Genomic DNA, 20,772 nt, shown 5'->3' on the forward strand with positions numbered 1-20,772 from the left:
GAACTGACTGCCACGTGATCCTCGGCCGCTGTGCGAACGCACCCACCTGGAATCCACAAGGAAACGGACACGGCCGAGCGTTGACCATCCACGCAGACATGACTCATGCGACCTCATCTTGATCTTTTCGAACCCCGACGGGCGGGAACATGAACGTGCTCGACGACGTGAACGGGCGATCCGTCGTCCTTGTGAACCACGAGCATCAGCTCACGACAGTCCTCGAGGAACACGCGCCAGAAGCGTTTCCGGAAGGGGGCCTGTCATGAAAGAAGGAACTGCCGTCGGCGTCGCCGGGATCGACGTCGACGACCTCTCCAGCCTGCTGATGATCAGGCACTTCGAGCAGACCGTCCTGGACCTGTTCGCGCGCGGGCTGCTGAACGGCACCACGCACACCTGCCTCGGCCAGGAGTACGTGCCGGTGGCCCTGGGGCCGCTGCTGGCCCCGGACGACTTCGTGTTCAGCAACCACCGCGGCCACGGGCACTACCTGGCCCGCTTCGACGACCCCGAGGGCCTGCTGGCCGAGATGACCGGCCGCGAGGGCGCCGTCTGTTCGGGTGTCGGCGGCAGCCAGCACATCTTCCGGGGCACCTACCTGTCCACCGGGGTGCAGGGCGAGAGCCTGCCGGTGGCCGTGGGCACGGCCTTGTGGTTCCAGCGGACCGGCCGGCCCGGGATCGCCGTGGCCTACATCGGCGACGGCACCTGGGGCGAGGGCGCCGTTTACGAGGCGTTGAACCTGGCCGCGCTGTGGCGGCTGCCGCTGCTGGTGGTCGTGGAGAACAACGGCATCGCGCAGACCACGCCCACCGAGCGCGCCATGGCCGGCGACATCGCCGGGCGCGCCGCGGCGTTCGGAATCGCCCATGTGCCCGTGACCGGCAGGGACGTCGCCGCGATCCGCGCGCGCCTGGCACCGGTGGTCGAACGGACGCGCACCGGCGGCGGGCCGTCCGTCGTGGAGTTCGCGACCCACCGCCTCGGCCCGCACAGCAAGGGCGACGACACGCGCTCCGCCGCCGAGGTCGCCGCCGAGCGGGAGCACGACTGGCACGAGACCTATCGGCGCCTGGACCCCGATCTGTTCGCCAAGGTCGAGGACGAGCAGCGGACGCGGATCGCCGAGGCCGTGGACCGGGTCCTGGCCCGTCCCGCCTCGGTGTGGGAGAGGGGCTGAGCCATGGAGCGTGTCGCTGAGAACCTGAACCGGGCACTGCACGCGGCCTTCGCCGCCGACCCCGATCTGTTCCTGCTGGGGGAGGACGTCGCCGATCCGTACGGCGGCGCCTTCAAGATCACCAAAGGGCTGTCGTCGGGCTACCCCGACCGGGTCCTGAGCACGCCCATCAGCGAGCAGTCGCTGGTGGGCGTGGCCAACGGGCTGGCGCTGTCCGGCGGGCGCGCCATCGTCGAGATCATGTTCGGCGACTTCGCCACCTTGGCCTTCGACCAGATCGTGAACTTCGCGGCCAAGTCGGTCGCGATGTACGGCCGCCGCGTCGAGGTCCCGGTGATCGTACGCTGTCCCACCGGCGGGCGGCGCGGGTACGGCCCGACCCACAGCCAGAGCCTGCAGAAGCACTTCATCGGCGTGCCGCACCTGTCGGTGCACGAGATCTCGCCGTTCCACGACAGCACGGCGCTGCTGGACGGCCTGCTCGCCGCCGGCGAGCCGGCCGTCCTGTTCGAGGACAAGGTGCTCTACACGCAGCCGATGCACGAGCCGGGGACGGACGGGCCGTTCGTCGCCGACTTCCCGTTCGGCGCCGGCGGCCCGGCGCGGCTGCGGGCGTCGGACGGCGACGACGCGGCCGACTGCGTGATCATCGTGCCCGGCGGCGTGGCCCGGCGGGCGCTGGCGGCGGCCGGCACGCTGTTCGCCGAGCACGAGATCACCTGCGAGGTGATCGTTCCGACTCGGTTGTACCCGTTCGACGTGGAGCCACTGCTGCCCGCCCTGGCCGGCGCCGAGGTCGTCTGCCTGGTCGAGGACTGCGCCGCCGGCGGCACCTGGGGCTCGGAGGTCGCCGCGCGCGTCTATGAGCGGCTGTGGGGCCGGCTGCGGCGTCCGGTCGTGCTGTGCAGCGCCGAGGCCGAGGTGATCCCGACCGCCGCACACCTGGAACAGGCCGTGCTCCCCCAAGCTTCTGACATCCACCGCGCCATCTGGGAGGCGTTGCATGCGTGAACTGCTGCTGCCGAAGTTCAACAACAACGACGAGGGCTGCGTCCTGGTCGGCTGGACGGTCGACGACGGCGCCGCGGTGTCCGCGGACGCGGTCGTCGCCGAGGTCGAGACCGCCAAGGCCCTGGAGGAACTCGTCGCGGACGCGGACGGCGTCCTCCACCGGCTCGTCGAGGCCGGAGCGCACTGCGAGTTCGGGCGGCCCGTGGGGCTGCTGTTCGACAGCCGCCAGGAACGGGACGACTACCTGGCGGCCGCCGTCGTGACCACCGCACCCGAGGGCGAGGCCGACGACCACGACGGCGGCCCGGACCCGGTCCTCAGCGACGCCGCGCGCACCCTCGCCCAGGATCACGGCATCCGGACCGAGCAACTGCGCACGCTCGGCAAGCGGGTGGTGAAGGCCTCCGACGTCCAGCGGCTCATCGACCAGGAGTTCATGGACCAGGGGGCGGCGTCCGTGGATGCTGGGGAGGCCGCGGCGTCCGCGGACGCCGTCGTCGTCAGCCTCAGTCCGCGCCAGCGCGCGGTGGCCGCCGTCGTCAGCGAGGCGCACCGCACCATCCCGGCCGCCTTCGCCGCGATCGCGGTCGACCTGACAGCGTTCCGCGCCACCCGCGGCGGCGCCCCATACGGCCTGGTCGAGCTGCTGGTCAAGGCCATTGCCGCTCGCCACGCCGACTTCCCGCTGTTCTTCGCCACGTCCGGTGCGGACCACACCCTCACCCTCGCGTCGGCCGCCAACGTCGGGGTCACCGTCGACGTCGGGACCGGCCTGTTCATCCCGGTCCTCAAGGACGCCGCCCGCCGTCCGATCGCCGACCTGGCCGACGACCTCATGGACTTCCGAGTCAGCGCCCTGCGGCAGAACTTCCGCGAGGACGCGTTCGCCGACGAGGCCATCACCCTCTCGCTGCACAACGATCCGGACATCGTCCTGGCCGCGCCGATCGTCCATCCGGGCCGCACCTGCGTCGTGACCTTGTGCGCCGAGCGGAGCGAAGTCGCGCTGACCGAGGACGGTGTGCCGTTCGCCCGGCCGGTCACCACGGTCGCGGCCACCTACGACCACCGTTATCTCAACGGCCGCGACGCGGTCCGCTTCCTCACCGCGGTGAAGCAGGACCTGGAGAACGCCGACGCCATCGCCGGGCTCGCGGGCTGACGGGAGGACGAGCAAGCCACTGCCGCTCTTCGACGCCCCTGTGGACCTCCGCGCGCTGCACGCCGCCTACCCAGCGGCCGACGACCCGGCGTCGGCGGGTCCACGGACCGGGATCGCGGCCGGCTGCACCGCCGACCCGATCCTGTTCTGCCGCGGCGCGGCGCTCGCCGGGACGCCCGGCTGCCCGGCCTGGCCGGCAGACCCGACGACACCTCGCGGGTGACCTCGACGCGCGGCCCTGCCGCCGGCGACGAACCCGGTCCCCGATCGCGGACAACCCGGCCTCGGGGATGGCAGACTCAAGCAGCAACGGGGCTCCAGTTCCGGCGATTTGGCGTGAGAACCCTCGTCCCACCAGAGCTCGGCTCTGCTCAGCGCGCCGACACGCGGCCCGCCACCCACCTCGAACCGATCTTGAAACAGCCATGGGTCTGTCTCGCCGGCGAGACAGACCCACGGGCCTCGTCGAGTACCGACCACGACACATTCCAGGTGCTGGCCGGGCGGCCGGAGAAATGCATTCGGAGGAGAGACTTCTATGTCCAGGCACAAGGTGTCGGAGCACATGGCGAAGGTCGCTGCCGAGCGGGCCAAGAGACTGCGGCCGGACGGCATCGACCAATACCTGACCCTCAGTGGCGGGTTCGCGCACATGAACGAGGACCCCTTCACCGATCGCATCGAGCGCGAGCCGTACCGCGACCACGTCACGGTCGCGGTCATCGGCGGGGGGTTCGCCGGCCTGATGACGGGCGCCCACCTCAAGGAGGCGGGGGTCTCCGACGTCAGGATCGTCGACACCGGCGGCGACTTCGGCGGAACCTGGTACTGGAACAGGTACCCGGGCGCCCAGTGCGACATCGCGTCCATGATCTACCTGCCGTTGCTGGAGGAGACCGGCTACGTGCCCACCGAGTGGTACGTGCGCGGCCCGGAGATCCTGGAGCACTGCCAACGCATCGGCAAGCAGTACGGGTTGTACGAGAAGGCGCTCTTCCACACCCGGGTCGCCGGCCTGGACTGGGACGAGTCCGCCCGGCTGTGGACGGTGCGGACCGACCGCGGTGACGAGTTCACCGCCCAGTTCGTGATCATGGGGCTGGGCCACCTGTCCGTGCCGAAGCTCCCCGGCATCCCGGGCATCGAGACCTTCGCGGGCCACACCTTCCACGCGAGCCGATGGGACTACGCCTACACCGGCGACCCGGTCGGCGGACCGCTGGGCAACCTGCGGGACAAGCGGGTGGCGATCATCGGCACCGGCGCCACCGCGGTGCAGTGCGTCCCTCACCTGGCCACCGCATGCCAGGAACTGTTCGTGTTCCAGCGCACGCCTTCCGTCATCGAAGTCCGCAACAACCGGCCGATCGACCCGGAGTGGTTCGCGCAGATAGCCACGCCTGGATGGCAGCAGCGCTGGCTGGACAACTACGCGGCCAACATGACGTCGGCCGAGCAGCCGGCCGAGGATCTGATCAATGACGGCTGGACCGCCATGGCCAGGATGTGGCGCAACGCCGGAGAGGGCTCGCAGCCGGACTCGGACACGTCCGAGGAGATTCGCGGCGCGTACTACGCGGACATCGAGAAGATGGGCCGGCTCCACGCCCGGGTGGAGGAGACGGTCAAGGACGCACGGACCGCGGAACTCCTCAAGCCCTGGTACTACCTTCCGTGCAAGCGCCTGACCTTCCACGACGAGTATTTGGACGCCTACAACGAGCCGACGGTCCGTCTCGTCGACACGGACGGCAAGGGGGTCGAGCGGATCACGCCGCGAGGTGTCGTGGTGGACGGTACCGAGTACGAGGTGGACTGCATCGTCTACGCGTCGGGATTCGAGGTCGGCACCGCGCCCACCCGGCGCGCCGGATTCGACCCCGTCGGCAGGGACGGCAGGCGACTGTCGGAGCACTGGACCGACGGCATGCGCACGATGCACGGACTCCATGTGCACGGGTTTCCGAACGCGTTCCTCGTTCAGTCGCTCACGGGCGGGACGCGGTTCTCCAACCTCTCGCACAACCTGTCCGAGGCGGCCAAGACCGTCGCCGCCGTCGTCGCGCACGCGGTCACCACGGGGGCCGACGTCGTCGAACTCACCCGGCAGGCGGAGGACGCCTGGATGAGCAACGTCGGAGTCGATCCGGAGTGGCGCACGTTCCTGGGCACGGAATGCACCCCCGGATACTCCAACAACGAGGGAATGGATCTCGGTCCGCATTCCCTTTGGGACGAATACGAGTTCCCTGATGGCCTGGGCTTCTTCCGGCACCTTCAGGAATGGCGTGGCAGCGGGGAGTTCGACGGGCTGGAATTCCTCCGTTCGGACAAGTGAAGCCGCTTGCCCCGTCTCGCCGGCGAGACAGTCCTCCCGGGCTCCGTCGAGTGGTGCCCGGGACTCATTCACCCTGGCGAGTGCCGCCTGCTAGCCTCGCGAAGTCGATACAACTCCGTTTTCCCTTTGCCAATTGATTCTGCCGACATAACGGCTCCCGATCCCGCTGCGGCCCGATGCCTGGCCGGTGATTTCGGCGCCTGAGCCATCGGCTGCGGATCGCGAATCGTAGCGGTCGGAAACAGCGAGGTAGCCTGCATGATTCCGTTGTCGTTTGCGCAGCAGCGGTTGTGGATCATCGGTCAGTTGGCGGGGCCGAGCGCGGCGTACAACATGCCGTTGGTGTTGCGTCTGTCCGGGGCGTTGGACCGGCAGGCGCTGGCGGCGGCACTGGCCGACGTGGTGGGCCGGCACGAGAGCCTGCGGACCGTCTTCCCGGTCATCGACGGCGAACCCGTCCAGCAGATCGTGCCCGCCGACGCGGTCACGCTGCCGCTGACATGGACGGACACCGACGACGAGCAGGTGACCGACCTCGCGGTCCAGGCCGCCGGACACGTCTTCGACCTCGCCACCGAGATCCCGCTGCGGGTGAGCGGCTTCTCCACCCGGCCGGACGAACACGTCCTGGTGCTGCTGGTGCACCACATCGCCTGCGACGGCTGGTCGGTCGGGCCCCTGGGCAAGGACCTCGCCACCGCCTACGCGGGCCGGCTCGCCGGCATGGCCCCGGCCTGGACCGAACTCCCGGTCCAGTACGCCGACTACACCCTGTGGCAGCGCGACCTGCTCGGCTCCGAGAACGACCCCACCAGCGCCGTCGCCCGCCAGTCCGCCTTCTGGCGCGACGCACTGGCCGGACTCCCCGTCGAACTGGACCTGCCCTTCGACCGGCGACGCCCCGCGACGGCCGCCCAGCGCGGCGCCCAGGTACCCGTCACCATCGACGCGGAAGTCCACACCCGCATCACGGAGCTGGCCCGACAGGCCGGCGTGACACCGTTCATGGTCGTCCAGGCCGCCCTGGCCGTCCTGCTGTCCCGACTCGGAGGCGGCACCGACATCCCGCTCGGCACACCGGTCGCCGGACGCACCGAAGAAGCCCTGCACGACATGGTCGGCTTCTTCCTCAACACCCTGGTCCTGCGCACCGACGTCTCCGGCGACCCCACCTTCGCCCAACTCCTGACCCGGGTACGGGAGACAGACCTCGCCGCCTTCGAGAACCAGGACCTCCCCTTCGAATACCTCGTCGAGATCATCGCCCCACCACGGACCGCGGCACGCCACCCCCTCTTCCAGGTCATGCTGTCCTTCGACAGCAACACCGAAGCCGCCTTCGACCTCCCCGGACTCAAGACCGGCGAATTCGCGATCCCCGGACACGAAACAGCCAAATTCGACCTCAACTTCGAGTTCGAGGAGCGGTTCGGTCCGGAGGGACAGCCGACCGGCATCAAGGGGATTCTCGAGTACGCCACCGACCTGTTCGACCACCACACGGTCCAGGCACTGGCCGAGCGGCTCAACCATCTGCTCGGAGAACTGACCTCCGACCCCGACCAGCCCATCGGCCCGGCCGACCACCAGACGCAGACCCGCGGGTTCCGCAGCGAACTCGGCGAGGTCGAGGCGGTACTCGCGGGGTATCCCGGCATCGCCGAGGCCACGATCGTCGCCCGCGAGGACATCCCGGGCGACAAGCGTCTGGTCGGCTACGTGGTGCCCGGCCCCGGCCTCGACCCGGCAGTCACCCAACGGCTGCCCGCGATCCTGCGCGAGCACGCTGCCGGGCTGCTGCCCGCGCACGTGGTGCCGGCCGCGGTCGTGGTCCTGGACCGGCTGCCGCTGACGGATCACGGGCAACCGGACCACGAGGCCCTGCCCGCACCGGACCATGCCGTCGTGCCCGCCCGCCGTGCTCCGACGACCGTCCAGGAGGAGATCCTGTGCGCCGCGTTCGCCAAGGTGCTGAACCTGGAGCTGTCCACCGTCGGCGTCGACGACAACTTCTTCCTTCTCGGCGGCCACTCCCTGCTCGCGACCCGGCTGGTCGCCCGCATCCGCGCCCTGCTCGGGGTCGAACTCGGCATCCGTACGCTGTTCGAAGCCCCCAACATCGCCGCCCTGGCCAAGGCGCTGGCCGGGGCGGGCCCCTCGCGTCCGGCGCTGGTGACCGCGGATCGTCCGGAGCCGCTGCCGTTGTCGTCCGCGCAGCAGCGGTTGTGGTTCCTGCACGAGTTGGAGGGACCGAGCGCCACCTACAACATCCCGGCGGTCATCAGGCTTTCCGGTGCGATCCACACCGGTGCGCTGGACACGGCGTTGCGGGATGTCCTCGGGCGCCACGAGGTGCTGCGCACGCTCTTCCCGTCGGTCGAGGGACGGCCGTACCAGCGGGTGGTGCCGGTCGAGGAGCTCGACGAGGTGCTCACCGTGGTACCGGCCGACCGGATCGGGCCGTCCGGCGTGACCGCTCCGGTCGCCGACGCGGAGCGCCACTGCTTCGACCTCGCGGCCGAAGTGCCGTTCCGCGCCTGGCTGTTCGAAGCCGGTGCGGACGAACACGTGCTGGTGCTGCTCGTGCACCACATCGCCGGTGACGGCTGGTCGCTGGCGCCGCTGGCCCGGGACCTCTCGGTGGCGTACACAGCGCGCCTGGCCGGCGAGGAACCGGGATGGGCGCCGCTGCCGGTCCAGTACGCGGACTACACGCTCTGGCAGCGTGAACTGCTCGGCGAGGCGACGGACCCCGAGAGCCTGCTGAGCAGGCAACTGGCCTACTGGCGCGATGCGTTGGCCGACATACCGGAGGAACTGCCGCTGCCCGTCGACCGTGCCCGCCCCGCGGTGGCCACGCATCAGGGCGGGAGCGTGACGCTGGAGATCCCCGCGCTGCTGCACGCCCGGGTCGCCGAACTGGCCCGGGACGAGGGCGCGACGGTCTTCATGGTGCTCCAGGCCGCGTTGGCCGTGCTGCTCTCCCGGCTCGGCGCCGGCCAGGACATCGTGATCGGAACCCCGACGGCCGGGCGCACCGACACCGCGCTCGACGACCTCGTCGGGTTCTTCGTCAACACCCTCGTCCTGCGCACGGACGTGTCCGGCGGTCCGTCCTTCGGCGAACTGCTCGCCCGGGTGCGGGAGCAGGCGCTCGACGCGTTGGCGCACCAGGACGTACCGTTCGAACGCCTGGTCGAGGAGCTGGCCCCGGCCCGCTCCATGGCTCGCCATCCGCTGTTCCAGGTCGCGCTCGCGCTCCAGAACAACGCCGATCCCGTGCTCCAACTGCCCGGCCTGCGCACGAGCGTCCTGCCCGACGAGGACACCCCGGCGAAGTTCGACCTCTCCTTCGACCTGAGCGAACGCTTCGACGAGCACGGCCGGCCCGCCGGAATGACCGGCGAGGTCTTCTACGCCGTCGACCTGTTCGACCACGCGAGCATCGAGCAGCTCGCCGAACGCTTCACCCGTGTCCTCGACACCCTGGCCACCGGTCCGGACCAGCGGGTCGACCAGGTCCCGGTGCTCTCGGCCGCGGAGCAGGAGAAGGTGCTGCACACCTGGAACGACACCTCCCGTTCCGTCCCGCCCACGACCCTGCCGGCGCTCTTCCAGGACCAGGCCGCCCGCACCCCCGAGGCCACCGCGGTCGTCTTCGACGGCACCACCTTGACCTACGGCGAGCTCAACGCCCGCGCCAACCGGCTCGCGCACCACCTGATCGAGTACGGGGTCGGCCCCGAGGACATCGTGGGCATGGCACTGCCACGGTCGATCGATCTCGTCGTGGCGATGCTCGGCGTACTCAAGGCGGGCGCGGCGTATCTCCCGATCGACACCGAATACCCGGAGGAACGGGTCCGGTTCATGATCGAGGACGCGAAGCCGTCGTACGTGGTGACGCTCCGGGCCACCGTGGCACGGCTGCCGGCCGACGCACCCCTTCTGGTCCTGGACGACGCCGCCACCCAGGAAGAGCTGACCGCACACCCGGCCTGGAGTCACGACCCGACCGACATCGAGCGCACCGGCCCGCTGACCCCCGCCCATCCTGCCTACGTCATCTACACCTCCGGCTCCACCGGAACTCCCAAGGGCGTGGCGGTACCGCACCACAGCATCACCAACTTCATCACCGTTCACCGTGAGTCGGTCTTCGCCTGCGCCGCCGATCTGTCGGACAGTCGCCCGCTGCGGGTCGCGCTGACCACCTCCATATCCTTCGACGCGGTGTGGGACCAGCTGTCGTGCCTGCTGGAGGGGCACGAGCTGCACGTCGTGAGCACGGAGGTGCTCTCCGACATCGGCCTCCTCGCGACCTGGCTGGACGCACACGACGTCGACTTCCTGGAGCTGACCCCCACGCACATGGCCGCCGCTGTGTCCGAAGGCCTGTTCGACAACGGCCGCCGTACTCCGGCACTGCTCGTGGTCGGTGGCGAGGCCGTGCCCGACTCGCTCTGGGAGTGGCTCGGATCGCTCGGTGAGGGCACCCGCAGCTTCAGCTTCTACGGGCCCACGGAGTGCACGGTCTACCAGGTCTTCGCCGAGCCGCGATCCACACCGCGGCCGATACTCGGCGGACCCACCTTCAACATGCGGGTGTTCGTGCTCGACGACGGCCTGGAACCGGTGGCCCCCGGTGTGACGGGCGAGTTGTACGTGACGGGTGCCGGTCTGGCGCGTGGCTACCTGAACCGTCCCGCACTGACCGCGGAGCGGTTCGTGGCGTGCCCGTTCGATGCGCCCGGCGAGCGGATGTACCGGACCGGGGACCTGGCGCGGTGGCGGGCGGACGGGACCCTCGAGTTCGTCGGCCGGGCCGACGACCAGGTGAAGATCCGGGGGTTCCGGATCGAGATCGGGGAGGTCGAGGCGGTGCTGGCCCGGTATCCCGGTATCGCCCGGGCCGTGGCGGTGGTCCGCGAGGACATCCCCGGTGACAAGCGTCTGGTCGGCTATGTGGTACCCGCCCCGGGTCAGTCCCCGGAACAGATCGCGCAGTTGCCCGGCATGTTGCGCCGGCATGCCGCGGGGCCGCTTCCGGACTACATGGTGCCGGCCGCGGTCCTGGTCCTGGACCGGCTGCCGTTGACCGCCAACGGCAAGCTGGACCGCAAGGCCCTGCCCGAACCGGACTATGCGGTCGCCTCGACTCACCGCGCTCCGACGACCGTGCGGGAGGAGATGCTGTGTGCGGCGTTCGCCGAGGTGCTGGGTCTGCCCGGTGTCGGCGTCGACGACCACTTCTTCGAACTCGGCGGGCACTCCCTTCTCGCGACCCGGCTGGTCGCCCGCGTCCGCGCCCTGCTCGGCCTGGAGATCACCATCCGCGCGTTGTTCGAGGCCCCCACGGTCGCCGCCCTGGCCGGTGCGCTGGGCGAGGCGGGACCCTCCCGTCCGGCGCTCGTGGCCGGGGCTCGTCCGGAGTCGCTGCCGTTGTCGTTCGCGCAGCAGCGGTTGTGGATCATCGGTCAGTTGGCGGGACCGAGCGCGGCGTACAACATGCCGTTGGTGTTGCGCCTGTCCGGGGCGTTGGACCGGCAGGCGCTGGCGGCGGCACTGGCCGACGTGGTGGGCCGGCACGAGAGCCTGCGGACCGTCTTCCCCGTCATCGACGGCGAACCCGTCCAGCAGATCGTGCCCGCCGACGCGGTCACGCTGCCGCTGACATGGACGGACACCGACGACGAGCAGGTGACCGACCTGGTGATCCAGGCCGCCGGACATGTGTTCGACCTCGCCGGCGAAATCCCGCTACGGGCACAGCTCTTCAGCACCGGGCCGGACGAACACGTCCTGGTGCTCCTGGTCCACCACATCGCCTGCGACGGCTGGTCGGTCGGGCCCCTGGGCAACGACCTCGCCACCGCCTACACCGCACGGCTCGCCGGCACCACCCCGGCCTGGACCGAACTCCCGGTCCAGTACGCCGATTACGCCCTGTGGCAGCGCGATCTGCTCGGCTCCGAGAACGACCCCGCCGGCACGGCAGCCCGCCAGTCCGCCTTCTGGCGCGACGCCCTGGCCGCACTGCCGGTGGAACTCAACCTGCCCTTCGACCGGCCGCGCCCCGCCACCCCCGCCCGGCACGGCGCCCGGGTCCCCGTCACCATCGACGCCGAAGTCCACACCCGTGTCACGGAGTTGGCCAGACGGACGGGCGTGACCCCGTTCATGGTGGTCCAGGCCGCCCTCGCCGTCCTGCTGTCCCGGCTCACCGGCGACACCGACATCCCGCTCGGCACGCCGGTCGCCGGACGCACCGAGGAAGTCCTTCACGACCTGGTCGGCTTCTTCCTCAACACCCTCGTCCTGCGCACCGACGTCTCCGGCGACCCCACCTTCACCGAACTCCTGACCCGGGTACGGGAGACAGACCTCGCCGCCTTCGAGAACCAGGACCTCCCCCTCGAACGCCTGGTGGAGATCATCGCCCCACCCCGGACCGCGGCACGCCACCCCCTCTTCCAGGTCATGCTGTCCTACGACACCAACCCCGAGGCAGCCTTCGACCTCCCCGGACTCGACGTCGGCGAGTTCGAGATCCCGGAACACGAATCCCCCAAGTTCGACCTGAACTTCCTGCTGCGGGGGTCGTACGAGCCGGACGGGCGACCGACCGGCATCACGGGGATCATCGCGTACGCCACCGACCTGTTCGACCACCACACGGTCCAGACCTGGGCCGAGCGGCTCAGCCTGCTGGTCGCGGAGCTGACTGCCGAACCCGACCAGCCCATCGGCAAGGTGGAAGTCCCGGAACCGGCTCAACGCAACGCGAACCCTGACCGCTCGACGACCCGGCCGGCGCTCGGCCCCGGCAGGCGGCGGGTGCTGGCCCGCCCCGGTCTCCCGCCGGAGCAGCCGCTCGGCTGAGCCACACGTGACCGAGTGCCCGGGAGTCCAGGCACGCCCCCCGCAGCACCCGGCACCTCCCCGATCACCCGTGCGGCGAATTCGACTCGATAGGAAGACAGTGATGGACCAACGCGCCGAGACCCCGCGTTCCCGACCGGGAACCGAGATCCGTCAGGCGGTGCGGCGCTCATGAGCGAGGACACCGTGAGCGCCGGCAAGAAGCCGGCTTCGCTGTTCCGCCAGCGGAACTTCGCGCTGCTGTGGACGGGTCAGTCGGCCTCGCTCTTCGGTTCCCAGATCACCTACGTCGCGATGCCGCTGACCGCGGTCCTGCTGCTCCACGCGACGCCGATGGAAGCCGGCGTGCTCGTCGCCCTCGAGACGCTGCCGTTCCTGCTCTTCGGCCTCTTCGTCGGCGTGATGCTGGACCGCCGGGCGCGCCGGTCCGTGATGATCGTCGCCGATGTCGTGCGTGCCGCGGCCCTCGCCTGGATCCCCGTCGCGCACTGGCTCGATGTGCTGAACATCGGGCAGCTCTTCGTCGTGGTCTTCGTCGTCGGCGTGATGACCGTGTTCTTCGACCTCGCCCACCAGTCCTACACGCCCGGTCTGATCGGCCGGGACCGGCTCGGCGAGGCGAACGCGAAGCTGGAACTGTCGGACTCGATGGCGCAGGTCGTCGGCCCGGGCGCGGCGGGCCTGCTGATCAGCGCGCTCAGCGCCCCGGTGGCGATCGCGGTGGACGCGGCGAGCTACGCCCTGTCCTTCTTCACGGTGGCGGGACTGCCGGCCGACGAGGCGCCGAAGCCTCAGCCCGGGGCGCAGACCCTCTCGGTGCGGGCCTCGATCCGTGAGGGATTCGCCGCGATCGTGCGGCACCCGCTGCTGCGCTGGTTCACCACGGCCGCGCTGATCATCAACCTGTTCTCCGGCGCCCTGATGTCGGTGTTCTTCCTCTATCTGCTGCGGGAGCTCGACATGGGCTCGAAGCAGGTCGGCCTGATCGTCGCGGTCGGCAGCGTCGGCGCCTTGGTCGGCGTCCTCCTGGTCGGCCCACTGACCGGACGGTTCGGCGTCGGCCCGACACTGATCCTGACGATGGCGCTGCCCGGGCTGGGATATCTCGTCCTCGCGGCCGTGCACGGCCACTCACTGGCGGCGATCGCCGTCGTCGCGGTCTCCTCCTTCGTCGTCCAGTTCAGCGTTCCCGTCTTCAACGTGACGGTGATCAGCTTCCGGCAGGTCTCCACCCCGGACGAGCTGCTCGGGCGGGTGAACGCGACGGCCCGTACCTGCGCGCTGGGCGCGTTCTCGCTCGGCTCGCTGCTCGGCGGTGCGCTCGCCTCCGGAACCGGGCTGCGGACGGCGATCGTGCTGGCCGCGAGCGGGACGTTCCTGGCCTCCCTGGCCCTGCTGTTCTCGCCCGTGCGCACGGTACGCCGCCTCGAGGCGCACGCCACCGATTCCGACTCGGCCGCCGCGCCGGAGCCCGCATGACCATTCAGGAGCAGACATCATGACGAGCGTCGAGACCTGGCAGGAGGAGGGCTATCAGCTCTCCCCGCAACAGCTCGCCCGGTTGGGCGAGGCCCGGAGCACGGCGGTGCGCACCGTCCGCACCGCCACACGGATACCGGCGCCGGACCTGGAGGCCCGGATCGCGACGGCGGTCGCGACGCACGAGAGCCTGCGTACGCGGTACACCGAGTTCGCGGGGCTGCCCACGCTCGTCCAGGTCGTGGATCCGGTGGGCCCGGTCGCGATCGAGCAGTCGGGAACGGATCGCACCGTGTTCCGCGCCGGCGCGCTGACCGTCGAGCACGAACTCGGTCCGGACGGCACGCGGATGGTTCTCACCCTGCCGCGGCTGAGCGTCGACGACGCCTCCTGGACCCGGCTTGTCGGCCTGCTGCTGGAGGACGCGGCCGCCGCGGCCGGGGAGACGGTGCTGCAGTACGCCGATGTCGCCGCCTGGCTCGGCGAAGTGCTGGAGGAGTCGGCGCAGCCGCCGGTGGCCGAGGATGTGGCGCGGCAGTCGTCGAAGCCGTCCTCGGCGCTGCCCTTCCTCACCCCCGTCGCCCTCCGGGACACGGGCGCCGAGCCGGTCAGCGCCTCGGCCGTCGTCGAGGGGCCGGCTCTGGAACGGCTGGACGGACTCACCGGACGGTGTGGCGTGAGCGAGGCGGCGGTGCTGCTGGCTCTCTGGCGCTCGCTGTACGGCCGGTACTGCCGCGACGCCGACGACCATGTGCTGGTGCTGGCCGACGGCCGGTCCACGGAAGGCCTGGAGAACGTGCTCGGCCTGTTGGAGCGTCCGGTACCGGTGCGGCTGGATATCGGCGCGGACACCCCGGTCGCCGACGCGCTCCAGGCGTCGCAGGACGCGCTCCGCTCCGTAGCGGCCATCGAGAACCGGATCGACCCGGGGACCGTGGCCTCCGCACACCATGCGGCGGACGTCCGCCCGCTCTCGTACCGGCACCGCCTGGACCGGTGGGCCGAGGAACTCTCGGCCGGTGCGTCCGCCCACGAAGCTCCTGGTGCGCTGCACCTCGACTGCGTGCGCGGGTCGCGGAGTCTGCGCCTGACCTTCGTCGGCGGCGCGGGCCGCGTCGCCCAGGCCGACCTGGACCTCGTGGCCGAGGCGTTCGGACATCAGCTGACCGATCTGCTGTCCGGCGGCACGGAGCGCGCCGTCGGCGGCCTGCGCCTCACCGCGCCGACCGCGCCGAACGCCGAGGCCCGGCCCCGTGCGTCGTACGCCTCGGTGCTCGACCGCTTCCTCGCGCAGGCGGAGCGCACGCCCGCGCGGCCCGCGCTGCGCTGCGGCGAGACCGTCGTGTCCTACCGGGACGCGGCGCAGGGCGCGGACGCGGTGGCGCACCTGCTGCGCGAGCACGGCGTGCGGGCCGGGCAGCGGGTCGCGCTGTTCGTTCCCGCCTCGGCGGACACGGTCGTCGCGATGCTCGGCGTCTGGCTCGCCGGCGCGGCGTTCGTCCCCCTCGACCCCACGTGGCCGCAGCAGCGGATCGAGACGATCCTGCGGGAGGCCGACCCCGCGCTGCTGCTCACCCCCGATCCGAAGGCCGCCCACCAGGCCTCCGTCCGCACCGTGTGCACGACCGACGCGGTCGTCGCCCCGGGGCGCGCGGTGACTTCCGGCGCGGCGGCCACGGGCGCCGCCTATGTGATCTTCACGTCGGGCACCTCGGGGCTTCCCAAGGGCGTCGTCATCGGGCACGAGCAGCTGTCGCACTACGCCTCGGCGATCGGCGAGACGCTCGCCCTGTCCGAGGGCGCCGAGTTCGCGGCGGTCTCCACCCTCGCCGCCGACCTGGCCTACACGGCGGTCTTCCCGACCCTGGCCGGCGGTGGCTGCGTCCAGCTCATCCCCACCGAGACCGCCACGAGCCCCGCGGCTCTCACCGAGTGGTTCCGGGGGAGCCCCGCGGCCGCGATGAAGCTGGTCCCCTCGCACCTCTCGGCGCTGCTGGCCGAGGCTGCCGATCCGCTCGCGCTTCTGCCGAGCGAGGTGCTCGTGCTCGGCGGCGAACTGCTTCCGCGTCCGTTGTACGAGCGGCTGCGAGAGATCGCGCCGTCCTTGCGTCTGTACAACCACTACGGCCCGACCGAGTCGACGGTGGGCGCCGCATGCCTCCCGCTGGACGCCTCGATCGACGAACGCTGTTCCTCGATCCCGGTGGGCTCCGGCCTCGGGGCGAACGTCCTGACGGTGGTCGACGCCGCGGGTGCCGCGCTGCCGCCCTGGTGCCCCGGTGAGGTGCTGATCAGCGGGCCCGGCGTGGGCCTCGGCTACCTCGCCCGGCTGCGCGAAGGCGGGTCGGGCTTCGGTACGGCGAACACCGCGGACGCCCACCGGACCGGTGACCTCGGCCGCCTGGTGCCCGGCAACGGCATCGAGATCCTCGGCCGGATCGACGACCAGGTGAAGCTGCGCGGATACCGCGTACAGCTCGGCGAGATCGAGACGCTGCTGGCGGATCGGCCCGGCGTCGGCGCCGCGGCGGTCGTGGCGCGCGCGGACGCCGACGGACTCGTCACGCACCTGGACGCCTACCTCACCGCCGCCGGGGGAGTGGACATCTGCGTCGAGGACGTGCGGGCAGCCGTGGGTCTGCACCTCCCGGTCGCCCTCGTGCCGACCGGCTGGCAGGTGCTGGAGCGCTTCCCGCTGACCCGCAACGGCAAGCTCGACCGCCGCGCCCTCGCACCGATCGCTCCGCCGAAGGCCCGGGCCGGCCGACCGCGCGACTCGGTGGAACAGCGTCTGCTGGCGATCTGGTCCTCGATCCTCGACCAGGACATCTCCTCCCCCGACGCGGACTTCTTCGAGTTCGGGGGACAGTCCCTGCGTGCGATCAAGCTCATGGCCCAGATCAACAACGCCTTCGGCCTGCGCCTGCCGATGTCCGCGGTGTTCAGCGCCCCGACCGTCGCGGCGATGGCGGAGCAGGTGCGCAGGAGCGACGTCCAGGACTCCAACCTGGTCCCGCTGCGCGCCGCCCGCGGACCGCATGAGCAGGCCCCGGTCTTCTGCGTCCACCCCGGCGGCGGCAACACGCTCAGCTACTGGGAACTGGCCCGGCTGATACCGGCGGACCGGTCGGTCTACGGCATCGAGGCCTGGGGTCTGCACGGCAGGCCGCCACAGGACGATTTCGCGGCCATGGCCGAGGAGTACGCGGCGAACATCGCGGCCGTCGGCGATGCCGCTCCCGTGATCATCGGCTGGTGCTTCGGCGGCATCATGGCCTACGCCACGGCCCAGGCGCTGCGCCGTTCCGGGCGCGAGGTGGCGCAGCTGATCATCGTCAACTGCGGCGTCCCCGGTGACGCGGAGAGCGCCCTGGCGCGGCAGCCAGCCGACCACCTCCTGCGCCGCTTCGCCTTCCACTACCAACTGGACCTGCCGGAGGGGCCGCTCGGTCATCTCGGTCATCGGGAACTGCTCAAGGCCCTGCAGGACGTCGGGCGGCTGCCTCCCGACTCCGGTGAGGCGGAGCTGCGGAACCTGCTGGACGTCTACATGACCAACATGACGGCTCTGGACCGCTACTTCGTGCAGGAGCAGGCCGAACTCGGCCGAGCCGACTTCCCGGTGCTGCTGGTGCGCGCCGAGCCGGCCGACGAGCCGCAGGATCCGGACCGTACGTGGGGCTGGGGATCGGTGGTCGGGCCTGAGCTCGGCTTCGCCTCGGTGGCAACGACCCACCACGGCATCATGCGACAGCCCGCGGTGGAGGAACTCGCCGAGCTGATCCAACGGGAGATCGACGCATGACACAGAGCACGGGTTCACCGCCGAGGAAATGAGGACCAGGACATGAACGACGCGACCTCCAGGACACCGGGACCGCGCTCCCTTCTGGGCGCGACTCGGCGGCAGGTGCGGAAACCCAGCGGAGATTCGGTGAACATCGGCTTCCTGCCGGAGTCGCCATCGACCCCCGTCCTCATCACGCCGGCCGGTCCCGGCGTCGACCTGCCCGGCTGGCTGCGCGCGAACCGGGAAGAACTCGAAGCACGGCTGCTGCGGCACGGCGCGGTCCTGCTCCGGGGGTTCCACGCCGGTTCGGTGGAGAAGTTCGAACAGGCCGCCTCGGCGATTTGCGGCACCCTCTTCCCTGAATACGGGGACCTTCCTCGAGAGGGCGAGTCGGCCCGCGTATACAAGTCGACGCCGTATCCGGAAGACCTCTCGATCCTGTTCCACAACGAGAGTTCGCATCTGCCGCAGTGGCCGATGCGGCAGTTCTTCTCGTGCATCGTGGCCCCGCAGTCCGGTGGTCAGACGCCGATCGTCGACTGCCGGACGGTTCTCGCCCGGATGCGTCCGGAGCTGGCCGAGCTCTTCGCCACCAAGAAGCTCCGTTATGTCCGCAACTTCATCGAAGGCGTCGACGTCAGATGGTCGCGCTTCTTCGGCACCGACGATCCCGCCGAGGTCGAGCGCAAGTGCGCCGCGGAGGGGACGAGCTTCGAGTGGACGCCGGACGGAGGCCTGCGGACCTCGCGTCAGGCCGAGGCGGTGCTGCGCCACCCGACGACCGGCGAGTCCGTGTTCTTCAACCAGCTGGCGCTGCACCACCCGTCGTCGCTGGACCCGGAAACGCGCTCCTCGCTGCTGGAGATCTGCGGCGATCAGGGGATGCCGCGCAACGTCTACTGGGGCGACGGCACCGTCATCGACGACGCCCTGGTGGACGAGGTCCGCGACCTGATGGACCGGGAATCGGTCGCCTTCTCCTGGCAGGAGGGTGACGTCCTCGTCATCGACAACATGCTGGTCGCGCACTCGCGCAGTCCCTTCACCGGGCCGCGGAAGATCGTGGTGGCGCTCGGCGACATGACCGGCGAGGCCGTGCCTGCCGTGAGCTGAGCTCGGTTCGAGCTCTCGGCGCGGACCACCTGGGTGGCGCGGCAGGCAGCAGTTCGCCGCGCCGCCATCGCCGCCTGCCTTCGTTCCGGCGGCGATCAGGAATAGCGATATCCCATTACATCGACGCCGGTGTCTCGCCGGCGAGACATGCCCCATGCGAGGCAAATTATTCAGCTGTCGCAACGGTGACGGCTGGTTATCGTCACTGTTACGCTGACGGCCGTTTGATCGATTCATCGGGAGAATCCGTGGCAAATCCGTTCGACGACGAAGAAGGCGCATGCCTGGTTCTGGTGAACGACGAGAACCAGCATTCGCTGTGGCCCGCCTTCAGCGCGGTACCGGCCGGCTGGAGAGTGGTGTACGGCCAGGAAACTCGCAAGAACTGCCTTGAATACGTTTCCGCGCACTGGACGGACATGAGGCCGGCCAGCCTGATCAGGGCGATGGGCGATGAACCGCGCACCATCCGCCTCGGGTAGTTCCTGAGCGAAAAACTTGGAATACCCCGCACTGTCCGCATCATCTTCAAGAATCCAGTGCTCCGAGACCTCGGCGATGCGCACGGCGACCCGGCCGGCGAAAAGGCCTGACCGCACCACAGCCGCGGCGCGTATCCCGACGAGCCGCCGCGTTGCCTCGCCTTGCCACGCAAGCGGAGTGCTCGACACTTCTTCATCCACCCGCCCTCCCTCCGCCGTCTTTCGGGGGCCGAAGGGCGCCACTTCCAAACTTCGTGCCTCATCCACACGAAGTCGCTGATGCCTGCCCGACTGCCGCAGCGATCTCGCGGGAGGCTGCCACAGGGGAAGGTGCCAAGAATGACTTCCGACGCAAGCACGGCGTCGCCACAGGGCCTGTTCCGACGGGCCAAGGTGAACGCCGTCGACGAGCGGACGTTCATCTTCAAACTCTTTGTCGCGTACGCCCTTTGGGCGCTCGGCGTGGCGCTCGCGCTGCTGACCGGGCTGTGGCCGCTGCGGGTGCTGGGTGTCCTATTGATCGGCGCGATGTACGCACACTGGCTGGAACTGCAACACCAGTGCCTGCACCACTCGGCATTCCGGCGCGCCCGCCTGCACCGGATCGCCGGCGTCCCGCTGGGCGTGCCCATGCTGGTTTCGTACAGCCATTACCGCGTCCTGCATCTGCAGCACCACCGCCATCTGGGCACCGACCAGGACTCGGAGTTCTTCGGCTTCGACTCGCGTCAGCCCGTCACCTGGGGGGCGCTGGTCCGCGAGGCCCTGGCCTTCGGCCGGCTGGGTGGCGCGGTCGCGGACGTCGTGCGCGCCTGGACCGGTTCCTGGACCTACGGCTCCGGCCAGATAGCACCGGCCCGCAAGCGTGAAGTAATCGCCGAATACCGGCTGTTCAGCCTGCCGATCCTCGCGGCCGTCGCGCTCACCGCGCTCGGCCAGGGCGAACCGGTGCTGTGGGTGTGGCTGTTGCCCTTGCTGGTCGCGGTGCCCCTGCACTTCCTGGTCGAACTGCCCGAGCACATCATGTGCGACAACTACAGCACCGACGTGCTGACCAACACCCGCTCCATCACCGGCAGTTGGTTCAGCACCTGGTACACCAACGGCAACAACCTGCACATCGAGCACCACGCGGCCATGGTCGTCCCGATCAACCAGCTCCGCGAGCGCCACGACCTGACGCTGTCGTACGCGAAGCACACCTCTCCCAGCTATCCGCAGTTCTTCCGCGCCATCGCCAGGGAGGCCGCCGCCAACGGCCGGAAGGCCCGTGCACAGGCCGGCACCCGTGCCGAGTAGCACACGTCGCGCATGCATGGGACGCACTCACGA

At 70.3% G+C, this 20,772-nt stretch carries 10 protein-coding genes; all 10 read left to right on the forward strand.

Annotated features, from left to right (window positions below; translation table 11 throughout):
- Positions 1–265 precede the first annotated feature (265 nt).
- The 10 genes from ACZ7DE_RS27785 to ACZ7DE_RS27830 all read left to right on the forward strand — a co-directional run bounded on the left by ACZ7DE_RS27785 (position 266) and on the right by ACZ7DE_RS27830 (position 20,739).
- Positions 266–1,183 (forward strand): thiamine pyrophosphate-dependent dehydrogenase E1 component subunit alpha, encoded by a 918-nt coding sequence (locus tag ACZ7DE_RS27785; RefSeq protein WP_470765777.1) that lies wholly within the window; start codon positions 266–268, stop codon positions 1,181–1,183.
- Positions 1,184–1,186: 3 nt separating this feature from the next.
- Positions 1,187–2,194, forward strand: a complete 1,008-nt coding sequence (locus tag ACZ7DE_RS27790; RefSeq protein WP_470765779.1) for an alpha-ketoacid dehydrogenase subunit beta — start codon at positions 1,187–1,189, stop codon at positions 2,192–2,194.
- The gene (locus tag ACZ7DE_RS27795) at positions 2,187–3,356 is read left to right on the forward strand and encodes a 2-oxo acid dehydrogenase subunit E2 (RefSeq protein ID WP_470765781.1); all 1,170 of its coding nucleotides are present in this window, start codon (positions 2,187–2,189) and stop codon (positions 3,354–3,356) included. Before ACZ7DE_RS27790 ends, ACZ7DE_RS27795 begins: the two co-directional genes overlap by 8 nt.
- Positions 3,357–3,894: 538 nt before the next feature.
- Positions 3,895–5,694 (forward strand): flavin-containing monooxygenase, encoded by a 1,800-nt coding sequence (locus ACZ7DE_RS27800; RefSeq protein WP_470765783.1) that lies wholly within the window; start codon positions 3,895–3,897, stop codon positions 5,692–5,694.
- Between the two features lie 258 nt (positions 5,695–5,952).
- Positions 5,953–12,576, forward strand: coding sequence for an amino acid adenylation domain-containing protein (locus ACZ7DE_RS27805; protein ID WP_470765785.1), 6,624 nt, complete (start codon positions 5,953–5,955; stop codon positions 12,574–12,576).
- Positions 12,577–12,747: 171 nt separating this feature from the next.
- Entirely contained in the window at positions 12,748–14,055 is a 1,308-nt protein-coding gene (locus ACZ7DE_RS27810; protein ID WP_470765787.1) for an MFS transporter, read from the forward strand.
- A gap of 19 nt (positions 14,056–14,074) precedes the next feature.
- On the forward strand, positions 14,075–17,860 hold the full coding sequence (locus ACZ7DE_RS27815; protein WP_470765789.1) for an amino acid adenylation domain-containing protein: 3,786 nt from the start codon (positions 14,075–14,077) through the stop codon (positions 17,858–17,860).
- A 129-nt stretch (positions 17,861–17,989) separates the two neighbouring features.
- Positions 17,990–18,958 (forward strand): TauD/TfdA family dioxygenase, encoded by a 969-nt coding sequence (locus ACZ7DE_RS27820; protein ID WP_470765791.1) that lies wholly within the window; start codon positions 17,990–17,992, stop codon positions 18,956–18,958.
- A 248-nt stretch (positions 18,959–19,206) separates the two neighbouring features.
- Positions 19,207–19,440, forward strand: a complete 234-nt coding sequence (locus tag ACZ7DE_RS27825; RefSeq protein WP_470765793.1) for an MbtH family protein — start codon at positions 19,207–19,209, stop codon at positions 19,438–19,440.
- Positions 19,441–19,779: 339 nt separating this feature from the next.
- On the forward strand, positions 19,780–20,739 hold the full coding sequence (locus ACZ7DE_RS27830) for a fatty acid desaturase family protein (RefSeq protein ID WP_470765795.1): 960 nt from the start codon (positions 19,780–19,782) through the stop codon (positions 20,737–20,739).
- Positions 20,740–20,772 lie beyond the last annotated feature (33 nt).

Source organism: Streptomyces sp. NPDC037083, from assembly GCF_055606485.1.

Bases quoted from the DNA above. Each gene is read 5' to 3' on its own strand.
- ACZ7DE_RS27800 (WP_470765783.1), top strand. From the start codon at position 3,895: ATGTCCAGGCACAAGGTGTCGGAGCACATGGCGAAGGTCGCTGCCGAG.
- ACZ7DE_RS27785 (WP_470765777.1), top strand. From the start codon at position 266: ATGAAAGAAGGAACTGCCGTCGGCGTCGCCGGGATCGACGTCGACGAC.
- ACZ7DE_RS27815 (WP_470765789.1), top strand. From the start codon at position 14,075: ATGACGAGCGTCGAGACCTGGCAGGAGGAGGGCTATCAGCTCTCCCCG.
- ACZ7DE_RS27795 (WP_470765781.1), top strand. From the start codon at position 2,187: ATGCGTGAACTGCTGCTGCCGAAGTTCAACAACAACGACGAGGGCTGC.
- ACZ7DE_RS27830 (WP_470765795.1), top strand. From the start codon at position 19,780: ATGACTTCCGACGCAAGCACGGCGTCGCCACAGGGCCTGTTCCGACGG.
- ACZ7DE_RS27805 (WP_470765785.1), top strand. From the start codon at position 5,953: ATGATTCCGTTGTCGTTTGCGCAGCAGCGGTTGTGGATCATCGGTCAG.
- ACZ7DE_RS27790 (WP_470765779.1), top strand. From the start codon at position 1,187: ATGGAGCGTGTCGCTGAGAACCTGAACCGGGCACTGCACGCGGCCTTC.
- ACZ7DE_RS27810 (WP_470765787.1), top strand. From the start codon at position 12,748: ATGAGCGAGGACACCGTGAGCGCCGGCAAGAAGCCGGCTTCGCTGTTC.